At 36.2% G+C, this 21,286-nt stretch carries 15 protein-coding genes; 5 read left to right on the top strand and 10 right to left on the bottom strand.

The window, feature by feature from the left end:
* The first annotated feature begins 13 nt into the window (after positions 1-13).
* Positions 14-1,948, top strand: coding sequence for a DEAD/DEAH box helicase (locus ACZZZI_RS14885; RefSeq protein WP_316756627.1), 1,935 nt, complete (start codon positions 14-16; stop codon positions 1,946-1,948).
* A gap of 164 nt (positions 1,949-2,112) precedes the next feature.
* A complete protein-coding gene (locus ACZZZI_RS14880) occupies positions 2,113-3,627 on the top strand; it encodes a peroxidase family protein (protein ID WP_463489871.1) in 1,515 nt (504 codons plus the stop codon).
* 61 nt (positions 3,628-3,688) lie between these two features.
* Here the strand turns inward: ACZZZI_RS14880 and ACZZZI_RS14875 are convergent, their stop codons facing one another.
* On the bottom strand, positions 3,689-3,919 hold the full coding sequence (locus ACZZZI_RS14875) for a hypothetical protein (protein ID WP_316756623.1): 231 nt from the start codon (positions 3,917-3,919) through the stop codon (positions 3,689-3,691).
* A gap of 119 nt (positions 3,920-4,038) precedes the next feature.
* Between ACZZZI_RS14875 and ACZZZI_RS14870 the strand changes: the two genes are divergently transcribed.
* From ACZZZI_RS14870 to ACZZZI_RS14860, 3 genes are all read left to right on the top strand, one after another.
* Complete coding sequence (locus ACZZZI_RS14870; protein WP_463489870.1) at positions 4,039-5,883, top strand: alpha-L-fucosidase; 1,845 nt, start codon at positions 4,039-4,041, stop codon at positions 5,881-5,883.
* Between the two features lie 69 nt (positions 5,884-5,952).
* Complete coding sequence (gene bshC / locus ACZZZI_RS14865; RefSeq protein ID WP_463489869.1) at positions 5,953-7,539, top strand: bacillithiol biosynthesis cysteine-adding enzyme BshC; 1,587 nt, start codon at positions 5,953-5,955, stop codon at positions 7,537-7,539.
* A gap of 105 nt (positions 7,540-7,644) precedes the next feature.
* On the top strand, positions 7,645-8,730 hold the full coding sequence (locus ACZZZI_RS14860) for an Ldh family oxidoreductase (protein WP_463489868.1): 1,086 nt from the start codon (positions 7,645-7,647) through the stop codon (positions 8,728-8,730).
* Positions 8,731-8,923: 193 nt separating this feature from the next.
* Here the strand turns inward: ACZZZI_RS14860 and ACZZZI_RS14855 are convergent, their stop codons facing one another.
* From ACZZZI_RS14855 to ACZZZI_RS14815, 9 genes are all read right to left on the bottom strand, one after another.
* The gene (locus ACZZZI_RS14855) at positions 8,924-10,348 is read right to left on the bottom strand and encodes an alpha-L-fucosidase (protein WP_463489867.1); all 1,425 of its coding nucleotides are present in this window, start codon (positions 10,346-10,348) and stop codon (positions 8,924-8,926) included.
* A gap of 54 nt (positions 10,349-10,402) precedes the next feature.
* Positions 10,403-11,998, bottom strand: a complete 1,596-nt coding sequence (locus tag ACZZZI_RS14850) for a SusD/RagB family nutrient-binding outer membrane lipoprotein (RefSeq protein WP_463489866.1) — start codon at positions 11,996-11,998, stop codon at positions 10,403-10,405.
* 18 nt (positions 11,999-12,016) lie between these two features.
* Positions 12,017-15,253 carry a SusC/RagA family TonB-linked outer membrane protein gene (locus ACZZZI_RS14845; protein WP_463489865.1) on the bottom strand — a complete coding sequence of 1,079 codons (3,237 nt, stop codon included), beginning with the start codon at positions 15,251-15,253 and terminating at the stop codon, positions 12,017-12,019.
* A gap of 122 nt (positions 15,254-15,375) precedes the next feature.
* Entirely contained in the window at positions 15,376-16,566 is a 1,191-nt protein-coding gene (locus tag ACZZZI_RS14840) for an ROK family protein (protein ID WP_316756607.1), read from the bottom strand.
* A 142-nt stretch (positions 16,567-16,708) separates the two neighbouring features.
* Positions 16,709-17,905: a signal peptidase I gene (gene lepB, locus ACZZZI_RS14835; protein ID WP_316756605.1), complete on the bottom strand. Its 1,197-nt coding sequence runs from the start codon at positions 17,903-17,905 to the stop codon at positions 16,709-16,711.
* A gap of 102 nt (positions 17,906-18,007) precedes the next feature.
* Positions 18,008-18,742 carry a 4-hydroxy-tetrahydrodipicolinate reductase gene (dapB, locus tag ACZZZI_RS14830; RefSeq protein ID WP_463489864.1) on the bottom strand — a complete coding sequence of 245 codons (735 nt, stop codon included), beginning with the start codon at positions 18,740-18,742 and terminating at the stop codon, positions 18,008-18,010.
* 31 nt (positions 18,743-18,773) lie between these two features.
* Positions 18,774-19,493, bottom strand: coding sequence for a DUF5683 domain-containing protein (locus tag ACZZZI_RS14825; RefSeq protein WP_316756600.1), 720 nt, complete (start codon positions 19,491-19,493; stop codon positions 18,774-18,776).
* Positions 19,493-20,398, bottom strand: coding sequence for a ParB/RepB/Spo0J family partition protein (locus ACZZZI_RS14820; protein ID WP_316756598.1), 906 nt, complete (start codon positions 20,396-20,398; stop codon positions 19,493-19,495). The genes ACZZZI_RS14825 and ACZZZI_RS14820 overlap by 1 nt, the downstream gene beginning before the upstream one ends.
* Before the next feature lie 8 nt (positions 20,399-20,406).
* The gene (locus tag ACZZZI_RS14815; RefSeq protein ID WP_056870038.1) at positions 20,407-21,210 is read right to left on the bottom strand and encodes a ParA family protein; all 804 of its coding nucleotides are present in this window, start codon (positions 21,208-21,210) and stop codon (positions 20,407-20,409) included.
* Positions 21,211-21,286: the final 76 nt, after the last annotated feature.

The raw sequence follows: 21,286 nt of genomic DNA, 5'->3' as shown, positions 1-21,286 counted from the left end.
AAATAAAAGACGAATGACAAACCCATTTCAATTATTGGGGATAAGTGATGACGTCGTTAATGCCGTAAAGGACCTTGGATTTGAAACTCCAACGCCTATTCAGGAGCAAAGTATTCCTGTACTGTTAGAAGGCACTAATGATTTTGTTGGTTTGGCCCAAACAGGAACAGGAAAAACAGCCGCATTTGGTTTGCCGCTGTTAGAACTAATCGATTTTAAACTTAATAAACCACAGGCATTAATTTTATGCCCAACTCGTGAGTTATGTTTACAAATCGCTAACGACCTTAAAAACTTTTCTAAAAACGTTGCTAATGCCCACGTTGTTGCCGTTTACGGTGGCGCGAACATTATGCAACAACTACGCGAAATACGCCAAGGCGTTCAAATCGTAGTGGCCACGCCCGGCCGTATGTTGGATATCATTGGCCGTAAGGCAATTGATTTTTCTTCAGTTAAATATGTTGTGCTTGATGAAGCTGACGAAATGTTAAACATGGGTTTCCAGGATGACATTAACGACATTTTATCAACTACTCCTGATGACAAAAAAACCTGGTTATTCTCGGCTACAATGCCTGCAGAAGTTCGCCGTATAGCTAAAAACTACATGGATAACCCTGTAGAATTAACCATGGGCACAAAAAATACAGGTAACGTAAACATCGAACACGAATATTATATCGTTCGTGCCCGTGATAAATACGCAGCCTTAAAACGTATTGTAGATTTCAACCCTGAAATTTTTGCAGTAGTATTTTGTAAAACCAAATTGGATACACAAGATGTTGCTGAGCATTTAATTAAAGATGGTTACAATGCTGATGCTTTACACGGCGATTTATCGCAACAACAACGTGATAAAGTTATGCAACGTTTCCGTGAGCGTAACATGCAATTATTAATTGCTACTGATGTTGCTGCTCGTGGTATCGATGTGAGTGGCGTAACTCACGTAGTTAACTATTCTTTACCTGATGAGATTGAAAGTTATACCCACCGTTCTGGCCGTACTGGTCGTGCTGGTAAAACGGGTATTTCAATCTGTATTATCAACTCTAAAGAGTTAGGTAAAATTCGTCAGTTAGAGCGTATTATTGGTAAACAGTTTACTAAAGCTGAATTACCTACAGGATTTGATGTTTGTGAAAAACAATTATTCTCGTTAGTACATAAAGTACACAATGTAGAAGTTAATGCAGAACAAATCGAACAGTACATTCCTCGTATTATGGATGAATTTGCTGAATTGAGCAAAGAAGAAGTAATTAAACGTTTTGCATCTTTAGAGTTTAACCGTTTCTTAGATTACTATTCTAAAGCACCTGATTTAAATGCAGCCGTTGGTGATGATCGTGGTGAAAGAGGCGAACGCGGCGAAAGACGTGGACGTGGTAGCGAAGGTTACACTCGTTTATTTATCAACTTAGGTTCGGTAGATGAGTTTACTCGTGGCGATATGTTATCTTTTATCTGTAACAACGGTAAAATTGCTGGCAAAAGCGTTGGTAAAATCGATCTAAAAGGTGTTTTCTCTTTCTTTGAAGTTGAAGATGATGTTGCTGATAAAGTTTTTGAAGGCTTTAAAGCAGTTGAATTCAATGGTCGCCAGGTTCGTATCGAAAAGAGCGGAGATGGTGGTCGTGGTGAAGGTGCAGGCGAAAGACGCGGTGGCGGTGAAAGACGTAGCGGTGGTTTTGGTGGCGAACGTAGAAGCGGCGGTGGCGGCGGTTACCGTGGAAACGGTGGCGGTGGCGACAGAAGAAGTTCTGGTGGTAGCGGACGTAGAGAAGGCGGAAGTCGTGAAGGTGGTAATAGTGGTGGCGGTTTCAGAGATTTCTCTGGACGTAGCCGTGAAGATAAAGGCGGAAGTCGTGAAGGTGGAAGCGGACGTAGAGAAGGTGGAAGTCGTGAAGGCGGAAGCGGCGAACGTCGCAAAAAATGGTAAATTACTAAACCAAATATTTTACAAGCCGTTCCAATTTATTGGAGCGGCTTTTTTGTTAAAAATCATACCGTAAAAAGCGTATAAAACGCAGAAAAACATCTAAATACCATATAATCAATTCATTAGTAATTATATTTAATAACCTAAAAACCAAATATAATACTATGAGCAGACATGGAGCACTTTATCAGGACATCGTTCCTTTCACATCCCGCTATTATGACAAAGGAAAATTTGGCAGAATTTTCCCATCGTTACCATCCTTCGCACCAGACACAACAAAAGTTAGAGAGGCGCTGAAGGATATTGGTAAAAAAGGCGGGATTATGGATGCAAAGGATGATTTAAGTCAAAACCCAATTGATTTAATTACAAACCCTGCATTACAAGTAAACAATCCGAATTCGCCAGTTATGAGTGCTGGAATGACCTTTTTGGGTCAATTCATTGATCATGATATTACTTTTGATCCAACTTCGAGTTTGGAGAGACAATCAGACCCTGAATTTATTGAGAATTTTAGAACTCCGAGTCTGGCATTAGATAATGTTTATGGTAGCGGGCCAGGCGCCTCACCTCATCTTTATGATCAATCTGATGGTATGGGTATTAAAATGTTATTACACCCATTAGGTTCAAAAGGGAAAGATGATATCGATAAATTTGATGTGCCAAGAAACAATCAGAATACAGCACTAATTGGCGATCCTCGAAACGATGAAAACCTAATTGTTTCGCAACTCCAGGTGCTATTTTTAAGATTTCACAATATTTTATTAGATGCCATTAAAGTAAAATATCCTACAAAATCTCCATCGATTATTTTTAATGAGGCACAAGAACTAGTTCGGTGGCATTATCAATGGATACTTCTCCATGAGTTTCTCCCTTTACTTTGTGGGCAAGATATTGTTAATGATGTATTGTTAAATGGTAGAAAATTTTACGGCTGGCATAATCAACCTTATATTCCTGTAGAGTTTTCTGTAGCTGCATATCGTTTCGGGCATAGTCAGATTCGTCCATCCTATCGTGCTAACTTTGGCATTGCTAATAAACCGAATCCGACTCCATTTTTTGCAGATATTTTTGATTTTAATGCCGATCATACTCATCCAGATCCAAATGACTTACGCGGGGGAAAACGGGCGGATAGACGATTTTTAGATTGGCATACTTTTTTTAATCTCGGAGATGGGAGCATGCGGCCTAATAAACTGATTGACACTAAACTTTCATCACCATTATTCCAGTTGCCAGGCTTTGCTTCAGCAGATGTTATTTCTTTAGCGAGCCGTAATTTATTAAGAAGTTTAACTTTCAGTTTACCATCAGGTCAAAGAGTTGCCCATGCTATGCGCTTACAGCCATTAGGTGCGGATGTATTTGATGATTTAAAACATTACAAGGTTAACTTTGAAAATAGCACGCCACTTTGGTTTTATATTTTAAAAGAAGCGGAGGTACAACAGATGGGCTTGCGCTTGGGTGATGTTGGTGCACGTATTGTTACAGAAGTTTTTGTAGGACTATTGGAGGGAGATAATACTTCTTTCCTGAGCCAAAATCCTTTTTGGAAACCAACATTACCATGTTGGGAGCCTTATCGCTACAAAAAAGATTTTACAATTGCTGATTTAACAAGGGTGGCAGAAGGAAAGATACCAGTGATATTGTAAATGATGATACAGAGCCTGATCTTTTACTTAAAAAATCAGGCTCTGTATATATTTGTTATTATTAGAAATTCAAGTTTAATCTTGTAAACACATAACGACCAAGGAAACCAAATTGTGGAGCCTGGTTTGGATACAAAATTCCAGATGTGCCTTGACTAGCTAACAAAAGTTCTTGTGGATATACATCGAAGATATTGTTTGCGCCTACCGTTAATTTTAAGCTTTTTGTTAGGTTGTAACCTAAGCCTAAATCTGTAATTACACGACCTGTTAATTCTTGTCTGTTTGCCACACTACAACATCAGTAGTATTTAACTTTTTAGATACAATTCATTCAGAATCGTTCTAAAGGACTATCCGATTAGCCTTGGAAGAAAATTAGGTTATATTTACTCTTAAAAAATTTTATAAATGTTTTCTAAAAATTTAACCTTAATACTTATTCTTTTACTTTTTGGTTCTAAAGTTAATGCGCAACAAAAAGCCGATTTAAACAAAATGCAATGGTTTGCTGATGCAAAACTCGGCGTTTTCATCCATTGGGGCATATACTCGGTTAATGGCATTTCCGAATCGTGGGCTTTTTACAACAATTATATCAACCACGAAAATTATATGAAACAGCTTAGTGGGTTTACTGCTACAAAATATAATCCACAAGATTGGGCAAATTTAATTAAAGAAAGTGGTGCCAAATATGCAGTTATTACAACCAAACACCACGATGGTATTTCGCTTTGGAACACCAAAGCCCCAAAAGCAACTACAACCTTAAATACTAGTGCTGCAAAGAAAGATTTGATATCACCGTTCGTTACCGAACTTAAAAAATCGGGGTTAAAAACTGGCTTATATTTTTCACTTCCCGATTGGAGTTATGCTGATTATGATGTTTTTACTAGAGAAAGAAAACGCTACGATTCAAAAGCAGATTTGCAGAGGTGGAATAGATATTTAAATTATTATCAAAGCCAGCTGAAAGAACTTTCTTCACAATATAACCCAGATTTATTATGGTTTGACGGAGATTGGGAACATACACCAGAAGAATGGCAAAGTGATAAAGTTCACAGTTTATTGAAAGTTAAAAACCCGAACATAATCATTAATTCGAGATTAGATAAACATGGCGATTATGATACGCCCGAACAAGGGGTTCCTGTAGTAAAACCAAACGCCAAATATTGGGAGCTTTGTTATACCATGAACGATTCCTGGGGATTTCAACCTTATGATAACCATTACAAATCATCTAATATGATTATCAGAACTTTAGTTGATTGTATTAGCATGGGCGGAAATTTATTGTTGGATATCGGTCCGAAAGCAGATGGAACAATTGCACCAGAACAAGTTAAAATTTTAAAAGATTTGGGCCGCTGGACTAATAAACATAGTGAGGCAATTTACGAAACGCAGGCAGGAATTGCAGACGGACATGTCAATGCAAAAACGGCTCTATCGAAAGATAAAAAACAGCTTTACATTTATGTTGATTTCAAAACCACAAAAGGCATTGTATTAAAAGGCATTAAATCAACAATAAAAAAAGTAGAAATTATTGGAAGCAAAGCTGAAGTTAAATCGACAAAGTTTAACGATACAGATTATATTTTTGATGTTAAGGAAAATGATTTTGATAATGATGTTACCGTGATAAAAGTTTCATTCAACGAAGAAATTCAATTATCAGATAAGAAAGAAAATCCACTTTCTTTACAAGCATTATTTGAGATTACCCATGCAATGGATTTTACGAATTTAAACTTTAGAACCCTTGCTGGCGATATAAATAATGGAGTAAATATTTTTAATTGCACCAATCTTATGGCAGATGGCGTAGGGTTTAAATCAGGAATACAAAATGCAAAAAACAGTGTAAATGCCTGGGTGGTTAAAAATGCAGAAGCTTTGTACAAAACTACATCTGGAATTCCTTTTGGTCATTACACGGGAAACACGGCTTTATCCGCAGATAAACAAACGCTTTATCTTTTTGTAGAGGGGACGCCAACAGGTCCAATTGCTATTAAAGGATTAAAAAATAACATCAGCAGAATTAGAGTTGTTGGCGAAGGCACCATGCTATCGCACGAAATTTATAACAAATTATACTGGAGTAAAGTTCCTGGAATTATTTACATCGATATCCCGAAAGACAAATTGGACCGGCAATTAACTGTTATCGCTGTGCTTTTAGATGGGCCAATTGATTTGTATAGAGAAAAAGTTGGAGCTATTGAAAGCAATCTGTAATTATTTAACAATTGTAAAATAGTTATTCGACTTTATAATTATCCTCAAATTGAGTTACTTTCGCTAATTATGCAGGCAAAATATATTTCCTATAAGGAAACTGGTTCGTTTTCGAAACTGGTTTTAGATTATATTAACAATGAAGAGCAGCTAAAGGCTTTTTACAGTTATCGCCCTGATATGGCTGGCTTAGCCGAAGCATTAGAAAAAAGACATTTCATCGGCGATAGAAACACCCTTGTTGAGGTCTTGAAAGATCAATACCAGCATTTAACGCCCAACAAATCGGTTAGTAAAAACATCGAACTTTTAGGCTTAGATAATACTTTTACAGTTACAACGGGGCACCAACTAAATCTGTTTACAGGGCCGCTATATTTTATCTACAAAATTGTAACAACAATAAATCTTGCCATTGAGCTAAAAATTGCACATCCAGATAAAAACTTTGTGCCAATTTATTGGATGGCTACCGAAGATCACGATTTTGATGAGATCAACCACGTAAGTGTTGATGAGAAAAACATCAGCTGGATTCAAAATACAAATGGTGCAACAGGAAGATTAAGCACAAAAACTGTTGCCGCAGCTGTTACTGCTTACAAAGGTTATTTGGGCATTTCTAAAAATGGAAAACGAATTGCAAAATTGGTTGAGCAAGCATATTTAGAACACGATAATTTAGCAGATGCAACACGGTATCTGGTAAATAATTTATTCGAAAAATATGGTTTAGTAATCGTAAACGCAGATAATCCTCAATTAAAAAAACAGTTTTCGAATATTATAACAGCCGATATTACTGAGCATAATAGTGCTAAAAACATTAATCAAAGTTCCAAAGACTTAGAAGATTTAGGTTACAAAACTCAGGTTAACGGTCGGGATATAAATTTTTTTTATTTAAAAGATGATTTACGCGAACGCCTGATTTTTGAAAATAATAAATATTCAGTCAATCATACTGAAATAAGTTTTACAGAAGCCGAACTCAGGACTGAAATAGAAAGCCATCCAGAACGTTTTAGTCCAAATGTAGTAATGCGCCCGATGTATCAGGAAGTTATTTTACCAAACATAGCTTATATTGGTGGTGGCGCAGAAGTAGCTTATTGGATGCAATTGAAGGCTAATTTCGATTATTACAAAATTGATTTTCCTGTGTTACTTTTACGTAATTCGGCTTTGCTGGTAGATAAGCGTAGTGCACAGAATTTATATAACCTTGGTTTTTCTTTACAGGATGCATTTTTACCTGTTGAAGAATTAAAAAATATTTGGGTACAAAGAAATTCTACGGCTCAATTAAGTTTAGCTGATGAAACAAGAGCCATCAATAGTATTTTTGACCAGATTAAACTGAATGCATATAAAATAGATAAAACACTTTCTGTTTCTACTGATACCGCTAAACAAAAAACCAATCATTTACTTGCCAACCTCGAAAAGAAACTATTTAGAGCTGAAAAGCGCAAACATGAAACAGCTTTAATTCAGATTGACAATGTAAAGAAAAGGCTTTTCCCCAATGGAACGTTGCAAGAGCGAATTCTAAATATAGCGCCAATGTATGTAAATTATGGTGAGGATTTTCTTTCATCATGCATAGAAAACTTCGAACCGCTTGGCGGAGACTTTACTTTATTGTTACCTTAAAAACTCTGTTGTTGCGAAGTAAAAAGCAATTTTAAAAATAATGCAAATAAACAGTCGAAGTTTTAGGATTGCTTCGTAACTCGCGATGACAACAAATTGCATAAAATGAATTTCATAACCTTTACCGAATCTAATCTTCGAACATTTACTTTCAACGTTTTCAAAAAAATGGGCTGTTCTGATGAACATGCTGAACTTGCAGCTGATGTTTTAATCCGTTCTGATTTACGCGGAATAGATTCTCACGGTGTGGCTCGTTTAAGCGGGTATGTTCGTCTTTGGGAGAAGAAACGAATTAATGCTACGCCAAACATTAAAATTGTTCATGAAACACCAACTACAGCAACTATTGATGGCGATGCTGGCTTAGGTTTGGTTGTTGCGCCTTTTGCCATGAAGGTTGCAATAGAAAAGGCTGAAAAATATGGCAGCGGCTGGGTTTCAGTAAAAAACTCCAATCACTTTGGTATTGCAGGTTATCATGCTTTAATGGCAGTTGAAAAAGATATGATTGGTATCAGCATGACGAATGCAAGCCCTTTAGTTGCACCAACTTATGCCAACGAACGGTTGTTGGGAACTAATCCGATGTGTTATGCTTTTCCAGCGGGAAAATATCCGCCTGTTATCGTAGATATGGCAACTGCAGCAGCTGCCAACGGAAAATTAGAAATTGCCCAAAGGGCTAATAAAGATATTCCCGATGGATGGGTTCAGGATAAAGACGGTGTAAATTCTAACAACCCGAACGAATTAAAAACTGGTGGTTCTTTATTGCCATTGGGTAGCGATAAAGACCATGGTAGCCATAAGGGTTACGGTTTGAGTGCTACGGTTGACATTTTATCAGCTGTACTTTCTGGGGCGAATTACGGCCCTTGGGTGCCTCCTTTTGTTGCTTTTTTAGAGCCATCGGCCAACCCTGTCGGCGAAGGTTTAGGTCATTTTTTAGGTGCGATGCGTGTAGATGGTTTCCGCCCTGCTGAAGACTTTAAAAACCACCTTGACAATTGGATAGAACGTTTTAAAAGTGCAAAAACAATCGATCCTGAGAAGAAAGTTATTATTCCAGGAGAACCCGAGCATGAATTTGAGCAAAAAAGAAAAACCAACGGTATTCCTCTAATCGATGTTGTAGTTAACGATTTAAATGAGCTAGCCGAAAAATTAGGAATTGAAGGACTGAAGTAATCGCATAAAAAAGCCGTGGATATAACTAAAATCCACGGCTAAAAAAACTAACTAATACTTATGGTTTAACCTACCATAAAAGGCAAAATCTTTTATAATTTACCTGTTAAAGGGAACGCATTTTCAGAAATATTGCGGTTCTAGATTTGCTCGAAATACCATAACCTTGAGCCACAACACTAATCTGTAAAGTTTACTGAGGTGTAAATTCGAAAGCTAAAGCTGCACTTTTTTCAATGTTTGATAAGGATAAAATCGTTTCGCCATTTACAATTTGCCATTTCACCTTTTTACCTGTTGATAAAAGAATAATTTCAGTTCCCTTTTTAGGAAAACTTCCCTTCCATTTTACCGCTTTTATATTGGTTTCATCTTGTTTTAAGCAATATATAGCAAATTTCTTCTTAGCATCTTTACTTTGTGTAAACCAAAATTGACCATCATGATAATCTTTTGTAATTCGGGTGTTGTAAATAGCCTTTCCGTTTTTAGATGTCCATTTACCAATCTCGTTTAATTGATTAGTTACCTCAGTTGGTAAAGTTCCATCAGGTTTTGGTCCAACTCCAAGCAATAAACTTCCACCTTTGGCTACAATTTCCACCAATTTATGAACCACTTCTGCGGCTGATTTATATTGATCATTTGGTACGAAACCCCAGGCACCTCCTAACGTCATGCAGCTTTCCCAGGGATAATCCAATTGTTTTTCTGGAATTCTTTGTTCAGGGGTTTGATAATTCTCGTAGGGTCCATGAACTGTTCGATCGACCATTAGTAAACCAGGTTGTGCATTTCGGGCCATGGAAGCAATTTTTGGCATATCGATATCTTGGCTCCATTTTGGTATGTTTGCGCCCCACGATAAAACTTCTTCATTTACCGTTTCCAGCGGACGAACCCAACCTCCATCAAGCCACAAAATATCTACACTACCATAATTATGCATTAACTCACTGATTTGATTGTAGGTAAAATCTTTAAATTTGTTCCAACGCCAGGGATACTTTTTAATGTCATAATTGTTATTTCGATCTGCCGTAGCATATTTTTGCCACCAGTAATACTGCGAGTGCCAATCGGGTTTAGAAAAGTAGGCGCCTATCATAAAGCCATCTTTTCTAAAAGCATCAAAAACGTATTTGGCTACATCTGCTTTAGGGTTGCTGGCAAAAGGACCTTTAGCAATACTAAAGTCGCTTTGTTTGGTATCAAACATCGCAAAGCCATCGTGGTGTTTAGTTGTAAAAACGAGGTATTTCATACCTGCTCGTTTACCCGCTGCCGACCATTGTTCAGGGTTAAATTTTGTCGGATTGAATTGTTTACTAAAATCCCAGTACCACTTTTTATAATCATCATAAGAAATAGTCGAATCTCTTTCTATCCAATCTTCAGAGCATAAAGTCCAGGATTCTATAATTCCAGGAACTGCATATAATCCCCAATGGATGATCATTCCAAATTTCTTGTCTTGCCAAGTTTCTAATTTTTCCTTTACCAATGGATCTTTTGGCCATTCGTAAGTAGTTGACTGTTGTACAATATCATTCCGTTGTGCGTATGATAAAATAGAGCAACAGCCAATTAAAAGAGATAGTAGGAGTTTTTTAGTCATGATTTATAAAAGAAAAATCCCAGCCTTAATGGCTGGGATTATTAACTTATTCGTTTATGGCATCCAGAAAATCTTAGTTTTTCTAGTGTCTTTTGATTGAACTGCTTGATAATTTACACTATTCAATGTTTTTTCCTTTGCAGGATAGATCAATCTTGTTGGCGGTGTATCAAATCCTGATAACTTTCCTGCTGTTGGGAATGTTAATACAGGGAAACCTGTTCTTCTATACTCCGACCAAGCTTCTGTTGATTGTAAAACACCGTAGTGAATCCATTTCTGATTGTAGATTAAGGCTAATTTGGCTGCAGACGCACCTGCATAAGTTGCAGTTGATGTATTTACCCAAGTATCAACTACTGTTGTTGCAGGAGCTGCTACATTTTTAAAGCCACCGCCCTGATTTAAATTGTTAAGGTAATGGTAAAAAGTCACCGATTGTCTTAACGCATTATCATAAGCTGTTTTTGCATCTGCTGTGCTTCCCCATCTTTCGTAAGCTTCAGCTTTTAGGAAGTTAACTTCAGAAGCCGTAATTAAAATTCCAGGTAGTTTTTGGTTATACAAAAACGTTGCAGAATCTAAAACTGAATAATCTGCAAAGCTGTTCTCTTGTTGTGTAGTAGTAAAAGTAACTGGCATTGCTTTATAGTCTGCATTTTGAACAAATTTACCACTTACTGTGCGGCCAAATTTATCGTAAATTACAGGAATACGAGGATCGTTTGCAGGCAACATTACGGTATTTAAAGCATAGTCTGTTGCATACCAGGCGCCTTCAAAAAATGCATCATGCAAATCGCTTGTGCTATTTGTTAAAGTTTGCAGTAAAACATCTGAAGTTGCAGGGTTGTAAATACCTAGATTTCCACCATCCACTAAAGGTGTGGTTGTTTGATTTCCTAACATAGCTAAAACCGCTGTTCTGGCTGTAGTTTCATCTGTTTTAGAAATGCGCATTAACAATCTTAAGCGTAATGAGTTTGCATAGCGAGCCCACATATTCATACTTCCCTTTAATAAGATATCTGATTTAGAAAATGCTGCTGTTGTTGTATTACTATTAAAATAAGTACCTGCAGCGGCTAAATCAGCAATAAAGGTTGTATAAAGTGCCTTTTGTTCGTCGTATTTTGGATTGTTAATTGTACTGGTAGAGTTAAGACTCCCCGCAGCAGAATATGGAATATCACCCCACAAATCAACCATTTTAGCAGCTTGCTCAATTAAAACAACTTTTGCAGCTTGCATTATTGCTTTCTGATTAGCCTGTTCAGCAGCTGACAAAGAATTGTATTTCAATTCCATTACACGGTATTGTGCCATAACGCCACTACCGTTACCGCCAGTGCTATAGAAATCATCCCAATATTGCTGAGAATAACCATCGCTCTGCTGATAAATGGTATTTCCATTCGATATGTAACTCGTTTGTGCATATACACCTGGCATCTGTGTTAAAAAGGTACGAACATTCCAGTATTTAGCTGCTACTCTATCATTATTTAACATCCCAGTAAACAAGCCAGGTAGATTTGGGTCTAAGACTTTTTCTGGGTTATTGAATTTGTCTTCAAGATCCTTTTTACAACCAACCACGGTAGTTATTGCAATTAAAAGAAAGCTTGCTTTTATAATTAACTTTTTCATAATTCTTTTCTTAGCTGATTAAAAGTTTGCGTTTAATGAGAATCCAAAATTTCTCGATGCTGCTGTAGAACCTACGTCAACACCTTGCGACCACCATTTATTGCCTAGAGGTGCCTCAGGATCTAAATCTTTTAAAGTACGGTGGATGTAAAACAAGTTACGTCCGATTAATGAAAAACGAAGATTTGAAATACCAATCTTTTTTGTAAAAGTGGCTGGGATTTTATAAGTCAAGGTAATTTCACGCATCTTAATATAATTATTTTTAAAGATTTCAGCCTCAGTTAAAGATCCTTCACCCCAATTAAAAGTTGTTAAATAGTAATCAGCTGCAGAAAGAACTTTTGTATTTGGCAAACCTGTAGTTTCATTAACGCCTTGTAATAATACACCATCATTATAGGTTTTACCATTACTAGTGTAACGTAAACCACCATTATCGGCATCTCTAAACTCCATTGAGTTTTCTAACATACCTGCTCCACGCATATATTTTAAGTTAGGTGCAATCATTTTGCCACCAAAACGATAATCAATTGTAAAATCTAAAGCAACGTTACCGTAACTAAATGTATTCGAAAATCCACCGACTGCTTTAGGCATGATATTACCCGCTTTAACATAAACAGAGTTATCCATTACATAAAAACCGTCATCATTAATTAAATTGTTTCCGCTAGCATCTGTTTTTCTAGGACGGATATAAATGTTACCCAATTCTTCACCTGCTCTTGCAACAATTTTAGCTGTAGATTGATCTGAATTATAGAAATTGATTTCAGAATCTGCGTCCTTTAATGAATTTACTTTTGATTTGTTAGTAGAAAAGTTAAACCTTGTATCCCATCTAAACTTCCCTGCTATTGGAGTAGCGTTTAAAGCTAATTCAAAACCTCTGTTTCCTATTTCGCCAACGTTTACAATTTGGGTTTGGGCACCGTTTGTAGAACTTACATCTAATGGTAAAATCTGGTTTTTAATTTTGTTATCGTAATAACTTACATCTAAACCTAATCTACCGTTAAGAAAACGTGTTTCCAAACCAAACTCAGCCTCATGTTTTTTCTCTGGCAACAAACCTAAGTTTCCGTAAGATCGTGCTGAAATAATTGAAGGAACGGATCCGTTTATCGTTTGCAAAGAAGTTTGAGTATAAGAGATATTTGATTCATATACTGGAGGCGCGTTACCTACAACACCGTAAGATGCTCTTAATTTACCATATGACCAGAATTTAGGTAATTGCCACAAATCGCTGAATACAAAACCACCATTAACCGAATAGTAAGAATATTGATTATTTGCAGGAGGTAGTGTAGATACATACTCCTGACGTGCTGTACCCTCTACAAATAAGAAATCTTTATAGCTTAGGTTTAATAAACCTAAGTAAGCGTATTTTAATTGCTCTTTACGAGATTCTGTAGTTTCAGCTACACCGAATGAGTTTGATAAAGCAAAGAAGTTTTCAGTTACCAAACCGTCTCTTGTATTTGATCTCAAGTCTTTATAGGTTTCTTTTCTACCTTGATAACCACCACTTAAAGAAACATTAAAATCTTCTCCAATTTTATTAGAATAAGTTACCAATGCATCTCCGTATAATATCGAATACTGACCTTGACTAGTTGTATAAGAACCAGTGCTTGTATTGCCATTTAATGCGCTTGGAATTTCAGTAAACTGACGATTTTCGGCTTTAACACCTGTATAGTCATTACCAATACGACCTCTGAATTTTAAATTTTTAGCAAAATCATAATTCAAAGTAAAACTAGATAATAATCTGTTTTCATTCTCGTCGTAAGTATTTTTTAACTGTTGCCAGTAAAAGTCTAATAAGTTTGTTGCTCTAATATTATAAACAAATGGCTCAGGGCGAGCTGTTTGATCGAAAGTTGAATATTTATAACCGTTACTGGTTTGGTATTTTTCTTTCATTAAACCCATATCTTCAGCACGGCTAAAGAAACCAGCAAATGAACCTAAAACTTGTCCCAATTGATATGGTCTGTTTCTGGTTTTAGTATTAACATAACTAACAATAACATCAGCAGATAATTTAGGTGCTAACTTAACTGTTGAGTTTAAGTTGAAAGAATTTTTAGAGCCTGTATTTCCTGGTTGAGTTCCTTTGTAATCGAGTCTTGAAGCCGAAAAACGATAGTTTAATGCTTCAGTTTGATTAGATATTGCAACATTCGCATTCGAAGTGTAACCTGTTTGATAAACATCTCTATAGTTGTTTGGCTGAGGAGAATAAGAACGAATAGAACCATCCCACCATCTTACCTGCTGACCATCCATTTTAGGACCAAAGTTAGCGTAAGCTCTGAAATATGGTCTTAAACCTGTTGGAGAAAGTGGATCTGCAATCCATCCTTCTTCATTTGCACCGTTAGCTACGTTAGTTTCTCTATCGTAACCAGGACCGTAGGTGTTTTGAAAATTAGGTAGAAAAGCAACTTTGTCCATAGAACCTTGATAATTAAAATCAATACCAAGACCTCTGTTTTTTGAACCTTTCTTTGTGGTAATAACAACAACGCCACTTCCAGCATCGGAGCCGTATAGTGCAGATGCACTTGCGCCTTTTAATACCGTTAAGCTTTCGATATCTGCTGGGTTAATATCCAAAATACCATTACCACGAACACGTTGATCATCCCAATAGTTATTGTTATTTGCTCCAGCTGCACCATTCTGTCCATCATTTCTGATCATTACTCCATCAACAACATAAAGCGGCTGTTGATTATAGTTAATTGAGTTAATACCACGAATTTGAACATTTACAGCGCTACTTGCACCACCTGGTGCAGTTGTAATTTTAACACCAGCAGCTTTACCATATAATGCAGAGGCAAAATTGGTATTACCAGCTTCCGTTAATTGTTTCGCTGTAACGGTACTTACTGCGTAACCAAGAGATTTTTCTTGTCTCTTAATACCCAAAGCTGTAGTTACAATGTTTACATCGTCAAGTTGGTTAGCACTTTCCTTTAATACAATATTTAGTGTTGACTGATTGTTAAAAGGAATTTCTTGTTTAATATATCCAATTGCGGTAAAAACAACTATTTCGTTCGAGTTTACAGAAATGGTGAATTTACCCAGAGCATCCGTTTGCGTTGCTTTGGTTGTTCCTTTAATAGAAACACTAACACCAGGTAGTGATCCCGATGCATCTTTCACTGTTCCAGTGATATTCTTCTGTGCAAAAACTGTTATTGTTGATAAGACTAACAATAACATACTTAAGCATCTTAAGTACATTTTTTTCATATTTAATTAGGTTATTGTTTGATTAGTTTTGTTTAAGGGGGTATTCATTGCGGTTTTTTATTTCTCCATATTTTATTAATTAAATTATATTATCATTCAAATTGACTGTATTCTACTATTAAACTTGCTGCCGCTAATAATTCTGCTTCATCAGTAAGGGTTGATAATTTGATCGTTGTTAATTCTGATATCCGTGGCATGCAAAATTGGTTTATAGCTTGTTGAATTGATGGCAATAACATTTTTCCAACTTTAGCTCCTCTTCCACTTAAAACAATGCATTCCGGATTTAAAATATGCATCAAGGTTGCCAACCCTTTTCCAATTTGAAAGCCCGCTTGAGAAGCTATGCTTATAGCCAGCGGATCTTGCGCATTAACGGCATCTAAAAAGTGATCTCTGGGCTGCTTGCTTTTATCCTGAAAAAGAATCTTCATGCTTGATGCAGCACCTTCTGACAAGGCTTTCTCTGCCTTTTCTGCCATCACCAATAATGAAGTATCAACCTCTAAGCAGCCTCGTTTGCCACAAGAACATAAATTATTACTATCTGACAATGGAATATGACTGAATTCACCTGCATAACCGCTACTTCCTCGGTATAATTGCCCGTTCACAATAATTCCCAATCCAGTTCCCCAGCCAATGTTAACAACCATCACGTCTTTTAGATCAACAGCTTCACCAAAATTCAATTCTGCTAAAGCAATTAAACTCGAGTCATTATCAATATAAACTGGAAGTTTTATTTCTGCAGTAAGGTATTCGCGTAATGTAGAGCCATCCTTTACAGGGAGATAGGATGAATTAACGCCTAGCTCAGCATTTACGAAACCAGGCATCCCAACACCTACACCTATAATATCTTTTCGGCTGATATTTGATTCATTAATGCTTTTGTTTACGAAATCGATAAGTGTTTTTACATCACTATTATCTTTAGACATGTTAAAATCCAGATACTGCGTTGGAATTACCACATTACGAGATAAATCGTAAATGTTTAATCTGGTAATTAACTGATCCATTGCTACTGCAACGATAAACTTTTTATGATTCGGATTAAGCAGGTAAATTGACGCTCTTCGGCCACCTGTTGATGGCGCTAAGCCTTGCTCGATGATATAATTCTCTGCTATTAAACCATTTACAATAGAGGTAACCAATGGCAAGCTTTTTTTGGTAAGCTTACTCAAATCCGTCAACGATAACGTTCTTTTGTAATAAAGATGCTTGATAATATCTGCCCGAAGACGTTGATTTTTTTCAATTATTACAGACATTTTTATTTGGTTTATTGGCAAACTTAATAATTTTTAACAAAAGAATGGCATACTTAATAATTTTTTTTAAAAGTTTTTTTCCAAATAAAAAAGGCTTAAATCTCTTTAAGCCTTTTTGTTATGTTTTTTTTGTGGTTAATTCTTAATGAATTCCTCTAAGCAATCTACTCCAGCGTATTTTGTGCAAGAAAGACCCTTCACTATCCCAACTCATCCAAATAAATAACGCTTTACCAACAATGTGGTCTTCTGGTACAAAACCCCAATAACGAGAATCTGCTGAATTATGGCGATTATCACCCATCATCCAATAATAATTCATTTTGAAAGTATAAGAAGTCGCTAGTTTATCATTGATATACCAATCTTTACCCTTCTGTTCTACCTTATTACCTTCGTATGTTCTAATAGCCCTGTAGTATAAAGGCATTGTATTGCTATCAATATTTACGGTCCATCCTTTTGCAGGTATTTTTATTGGTCCAAAATTATCTCTGTTCCAAACACGATTTGGATCGTGAGGGAATGTACCTCCTGGTTCAATTTCAGTTGCTGTTGCAGCCGTCATTTTCACCGACTTAACAAAATCAAATGCCCTTATTTCATCAGCCATTTCTGGCGATATTTCTACACTGTAAGTATTTGCAGCAATCGGCTGCGCATCACCCATTTTCAAATTCAAATCATCAAATACACTGTAATTGAAATCCATGGTTTTGAACTGAATAATGTAAGGCATCATGCCTGTATTTTTTAACGGTTCATCCTTGCCATTAACATTGGCTATACCGTTTTTCATACTGATCACATCACCTCCAATACCAATACAGCGTTTAATAAAATTTTCTCTTTTATCAACCGGCCTGCTAATTATAGTAAACTGGCTATGAATTGAAGCCCTTCCGTATTGCCGAACTAAATCGTAATAACTTGGAACCTGATTTTCGACCGCAACGGTATCTCCTTCTGGGAAATTGAATACCACAACATCATTTCTTTTAACTTCTGATAAACCTGGTAAACGACGATATTTCCACTGAACGCCATCCCAATAAGCTTTTGTAGAGGTTGTTAATGGCATCGTGTGATGAGCAAAAGGAAAAGCAACTGGAGTCATTGGCACACGAGCACCATAATTAACTTTACTTACGAAAAGAAAATCCCCAATTAACAAAGAACGTTCCATCGAACCAGAAGGAATTGTGTAAGCTTCAATAAAAAACACCCTGATAATTGTTGCAGCCACAACTGCAAATACAATTGCGTCTACCCACTCGCGGGTTTTGGTTTTTTTCTTTTTATCGGCATCCTTTTTCTTCTGCCAGAATTTGTAATTCATATATATTAATTTTAACGGTTTAAATTAATTAAACCGATTAACGTTTATCTGATTCCATTTTAGATTTCAGCATTTTTCTTTTCCGCCGCAATCTTTAACTTTCTATTCAAAAATATCAGTAATACTGAAAAATCCTTTTTTGTCCTTCAACCACTCGGCCGCCACAACTGCGCCTAAAGCGAAACCAGCTCTGCTATGCGCTGTATGCTTAATTTCAATCTCATCAACTTCGCTACTGTAAATTACGGTATGTGTGCCTGGAATATTTTCTATTCTGTGCGATTCGATAAGTAATTGTTCTGCCTTAGGAAACAAATCTACATCTGTACCTACAACTTCATTTAGCCATTCCGATTTTCTATCCAGATGATCTACTATACCTTCTGCAATTGTAATCGCTGTACCGCTTGGTGCATCTAGTTTTTGGGTATGGTGAATTTCTTCTACCTGAACCTCATAAGCTGGATAATTATTCATCAGCTTTGCTAAAGTTTGGTTCAGTTTAAAGAACAAATTAACGCCAATACTAAAATTAGACCCATAAAGTAGCGTATTGTTACTACTATTACATTCATTTTTAACTTCCTGTAATTTACCATACCAACCAGTTGTACCTACCACTACTGGCACATTTGCATCAAAACAAATATTTATATTATTCAGTACAGAATCTGGTGTGCTAAAATCTATCGCAACATCGGCTGCTTTTAAATTTTGACGGGTGAGTTCTTCCTGATTATCGATTGAAATTTTTAAAACGATTTCGTGACCGCGTTCCAGAGCAAATTTCTCTATAATCTGGCCCATTTTACCATATCCTAAAAGCGCAATTTTCATTGAGTAATATTTTAGTTTTATTGTTATTGGTTTAAAATCTTAAAGATAGTTTTAATGCAGGAGATCCGTTAAAACCATACATCATATTTGGATTATTTATTAATGTCGGACTGATTTTAAATGAGATTGTATCGTCAATATTAAAATAATTCAACCTTGCTGCAACATAAGCATCAACAACATTTACCGCATAAACTGCAAAGTAAGAAAATATTACAATTTGGCTATTTCTTTTGTAAATCGATTGAGCATTTAACACATTCGTATCATCGTATCTTGCTATATCTGGATTTTCCTTTTGTCCAGGATTTTTGGCTCTAAACTGCGCTTCTTTTAAGAAAATATTATAATTTTTACGGCTTTCGATATAAGATAAGGTTAATGCCGTAAAACCACCATAAATTAACCCAACCTTACCTAGGGTATAAGTTCTCTGCCAAAAATGGCCTGTTTTTTCGCCTTTGGCATTCAACTTTTCATTTAAAAGCTGATTGTTATATAATTGTCCCCATCCTGGAATAATTAGAGATCTGAAAATCGCTTTCCTCCCTGCAACCTTACCTGGATTTACATATTTCTGCTTTATCGTATCGGCTTTTTTATTAGAAGAATCTATTCTAACTGCTCTTATCGGAGTAGTTTTTATTGTATCTGCAGGCCTTAATAATGTATCTTTAACCTGGCCCAAAGCCAGATTTGCCATACAGAAAGTAAGTATAGAAAAAATTATTAAACGCTTTAATTTCAGCATTACCAATCTAATAACTCTAAAATTCTATTTAAGTCATCATCGCTTACAAAAGGAATCTCAATAGCACCTTTACCATTTTGAGTAACCTTTAATTTTACACGAGTTGCAAATTTAGAAGCCAAATCATCTTGTAATTTTTGATATTGAAATGAAGCTGATTTTTCTTTAGGTTTTTCAGTTTTCAAAGGCAAATGATGCAAGTTACGAACCAACTCTTCGACTTTACGAACCGACAAACCTTTTTCTAAAATCTCTTGATGAATAAATAACTGTTTATCTACGCCATCTACATTAATTAATGCTCTTGCGTGCCCCATAGAAATTCTTTGATCGCGAATAGATGCCTGAATTACTGGTGGAAGCTTTAATAAACGAAGGTAGTTAGTTACCGTTGTACGGTTTTTACCAACTCTTTCGCCCAATTGCTCTTGTTTTAATCCAACCTCATCAATCATTCGCTGAAAACTTAAAGCAACTTCTATTGCATTTAAATTTTCACGCTGAATATTTTCGATAAGAGCCATTTCCAACATCTGCTGGTCGTTAGCACTTCGAATATAAGCTGGAATTTGAGTTAAACCTGCCAACTTCGAAGCTCTGAACCTACGTTCGCCAGAAATTAACTGGTATTTATTTGCACCAAGTTTTCTAACCGTAATTGGCTGAATTAAGCCCTGCACTTTAATAGAATCTGCAAGCTCGTTCAATGCAACCTGATCAAATTCGGTACGTGGCTGGTATGGATTGGTTTCAACTTCCGTTAAACTTACGTGACTGATATTACCAATCTGCTCGGTTTCGCTAACAGCATTTACCTGCTGTTTCGGCGGATGAGAAGATTCGCTATCATCTAAAAGCGCACTTAACCCTCTTCCTAAACCTGTTTTTCGCTGAAAAGATGTCATCTATAAATTTATAAAGTTGCTGTATCTATGTTTTCTTCTTCTTTTAACAAACCGTTTTTCTTAACAATTTCGCGGGCAAGATTAAGGTAATTAATCGCTCCTTTACAATTTGCATCATGCATAATTACCGATACACCATAACTAGGCGCCTCGCTTAAACGGGTATTACGTTGTATAATGGTATCAAAAACCAATTCATGGAAATGTGTCCGTACTTCTTCTACAACCTGGTTCGATAAACGTAAACGAACATCGTACATCGTTAATAAAATACCTTCTATCTCTAATTCAGGATTTAAACGGTTTTGTACAATTTTAATTGTATTCAGTAATTTACCCAAACCTTCCAATGCAAAATACTCGCACTGAACAGGAATAATTACAGAATCGGCTGCTGTTAGCGCATTTATGGTAATTAAACCTAAAGATGGAGAACAATCGATTATAATGAAATCATACTGATCTTTAATTTTCTCTAAAACCGCTTTCATTTTATACTCGCGATTATTGAGGTTAATCATCTCAATTTCTGCACCTACTAAATCGATGTGAGCAGGAAGTAAATCTAAATTCGGTGTATCAGTTTTCTGAATCGCCTGTAAAGGGTCGATATCATTGATGATACATTCGTAGATACTATCTTTTATATTTCGTGGATCAAAACCGATGCCTGAAGTTGAATTTGCCTGAGGATCAGCATCTACCAATAAAGTTTTGTATTCTAATACGGCTAAACTCGCAGCCAGGTTTATAGATGAAGTTGTTTTACCAACACCACCTTTTTGATTTGCTAATGCAATAATTTTGCTCATCTATATATCCGAAATTTACTCTACGTTTACGTTGGACGTTTTTATTTCATGCCTTTTAATCGGCAAAAAGTTCTAT

It is taken from the genome of Pedobacter sp. AC190, assembly GCF_979258025.1.
The sequence above is the reverse complement of the archived record's forward strand: the minus strand, read 5'-3'. Positions and strand labels throughout refer to the sequence as shown.

What these genes read in the sequence shown, in the direction of transcription:
- ACZZZI_RS14885 (WP_316756627.1), top strand. Translation starts at nt 14, where the DNA reads ATGACAAACCCATTTCAATTATTGGGGATAAGTGATGACGTCGTTAAT.
- ACZZZI_RS14880 (WP_463489871.1), top strand. Translation starts at nt 2,113, where the DNA reads ATGAGCAGACATGGAGCACTTTATCAGGACATCGTTCCTTTCACATCC.
- ACZZZI_RS14870 (WP_463489870.1), top strand. Translation starts at nt 4,039, where the DNA reads ATGTTTTCTAAAAATTTAACCTTAATACTTATTCTTTTACTTTTTGGT.
- bshC (WP_463489869.1), top strand. Translation starts at nt 5,953, where the DNA reads ATGCAGGCAAAATATATTTCCTATAAGGAAACTGGTTCGTTTTCGAAA.
- ACZZZI_RS14860 (WP_463489868.1), top strand. Translation starts at nt 7,645, where the DNA reads ATGAATTTCATAACCTTTACCGAATCTAATCTTCGAACATTTACTTTC.
- ACZZZI_RS14855 (WP_463489867.1), bottom strand. Translation starts at nt 10,348, where the DNA reads ATGACTAAAAAACTCCTACTATCTCTTTTAATTGGCTGTTGCTCTATT.
- ACZZZI_RS14850 (WP_463489866.1), bottom strand. Translation starts at nt 11,998, where the DNA reads ATGAAAAAGTTAATTATAAAAGCAAGCTTTCTTTTAATTGCAATAACT.
- ACZZZI_RS14845 (WP_463489865.1), bottom strand. Translation starts at nt 15,253, where the DNA reads ATGTTATTGTTAGTCTTATCAACAATAACAGTTTTTGCACAGAAGAAT.
- ACZZZI_RS14840 (WP_316756607.1), bottom strand. Translation starts at nt 16,566, where the DNA reads ATGTCTGTAATAATTGAAAAAAATCAACGTCTTCGGGCAGATATTATC.
- lepB (WP_316756605.1), bottom strand. Translation starts at nt 17,905, where the DNA reads ATGAATTACAAATTCTGGCAGAAGAAAAAGGATGCCGATAAAAAGAAA.
- dapB (WP_463489864.1), bottom strand. Translation starts at nt 18,742, where the DNA reads ATGAAAATTGCGCTTTTAGGATATGGTAAAATGGGCCAGATTATAGAG.
- ACZZZI_RS14825 (WP_316756600.1), bottom strand. Translation starts at nt 19,493, where the DNA reads ATGCTGAAATTAAAGCGTTTAATAATTTTTTCTATACTTACTTTCTGT.
- ACZZZI_RS14820 (WP_316756598.1), bottom strand. Translation starts at nt 20,398, where the DNA reads ATGACATCTTTTCAGCGAAAAACAGGTTTAGGAAGAGGGTTAAGTGCG.
- ACZZZI_RS14815 (WP_056870038.1), bottom strand. Translation starts at nt 21,210, where the DNA reads ATGAGCAAAATTATTGCATTAGCAAATCAAAAAGGTGGTGTTGGTAAA.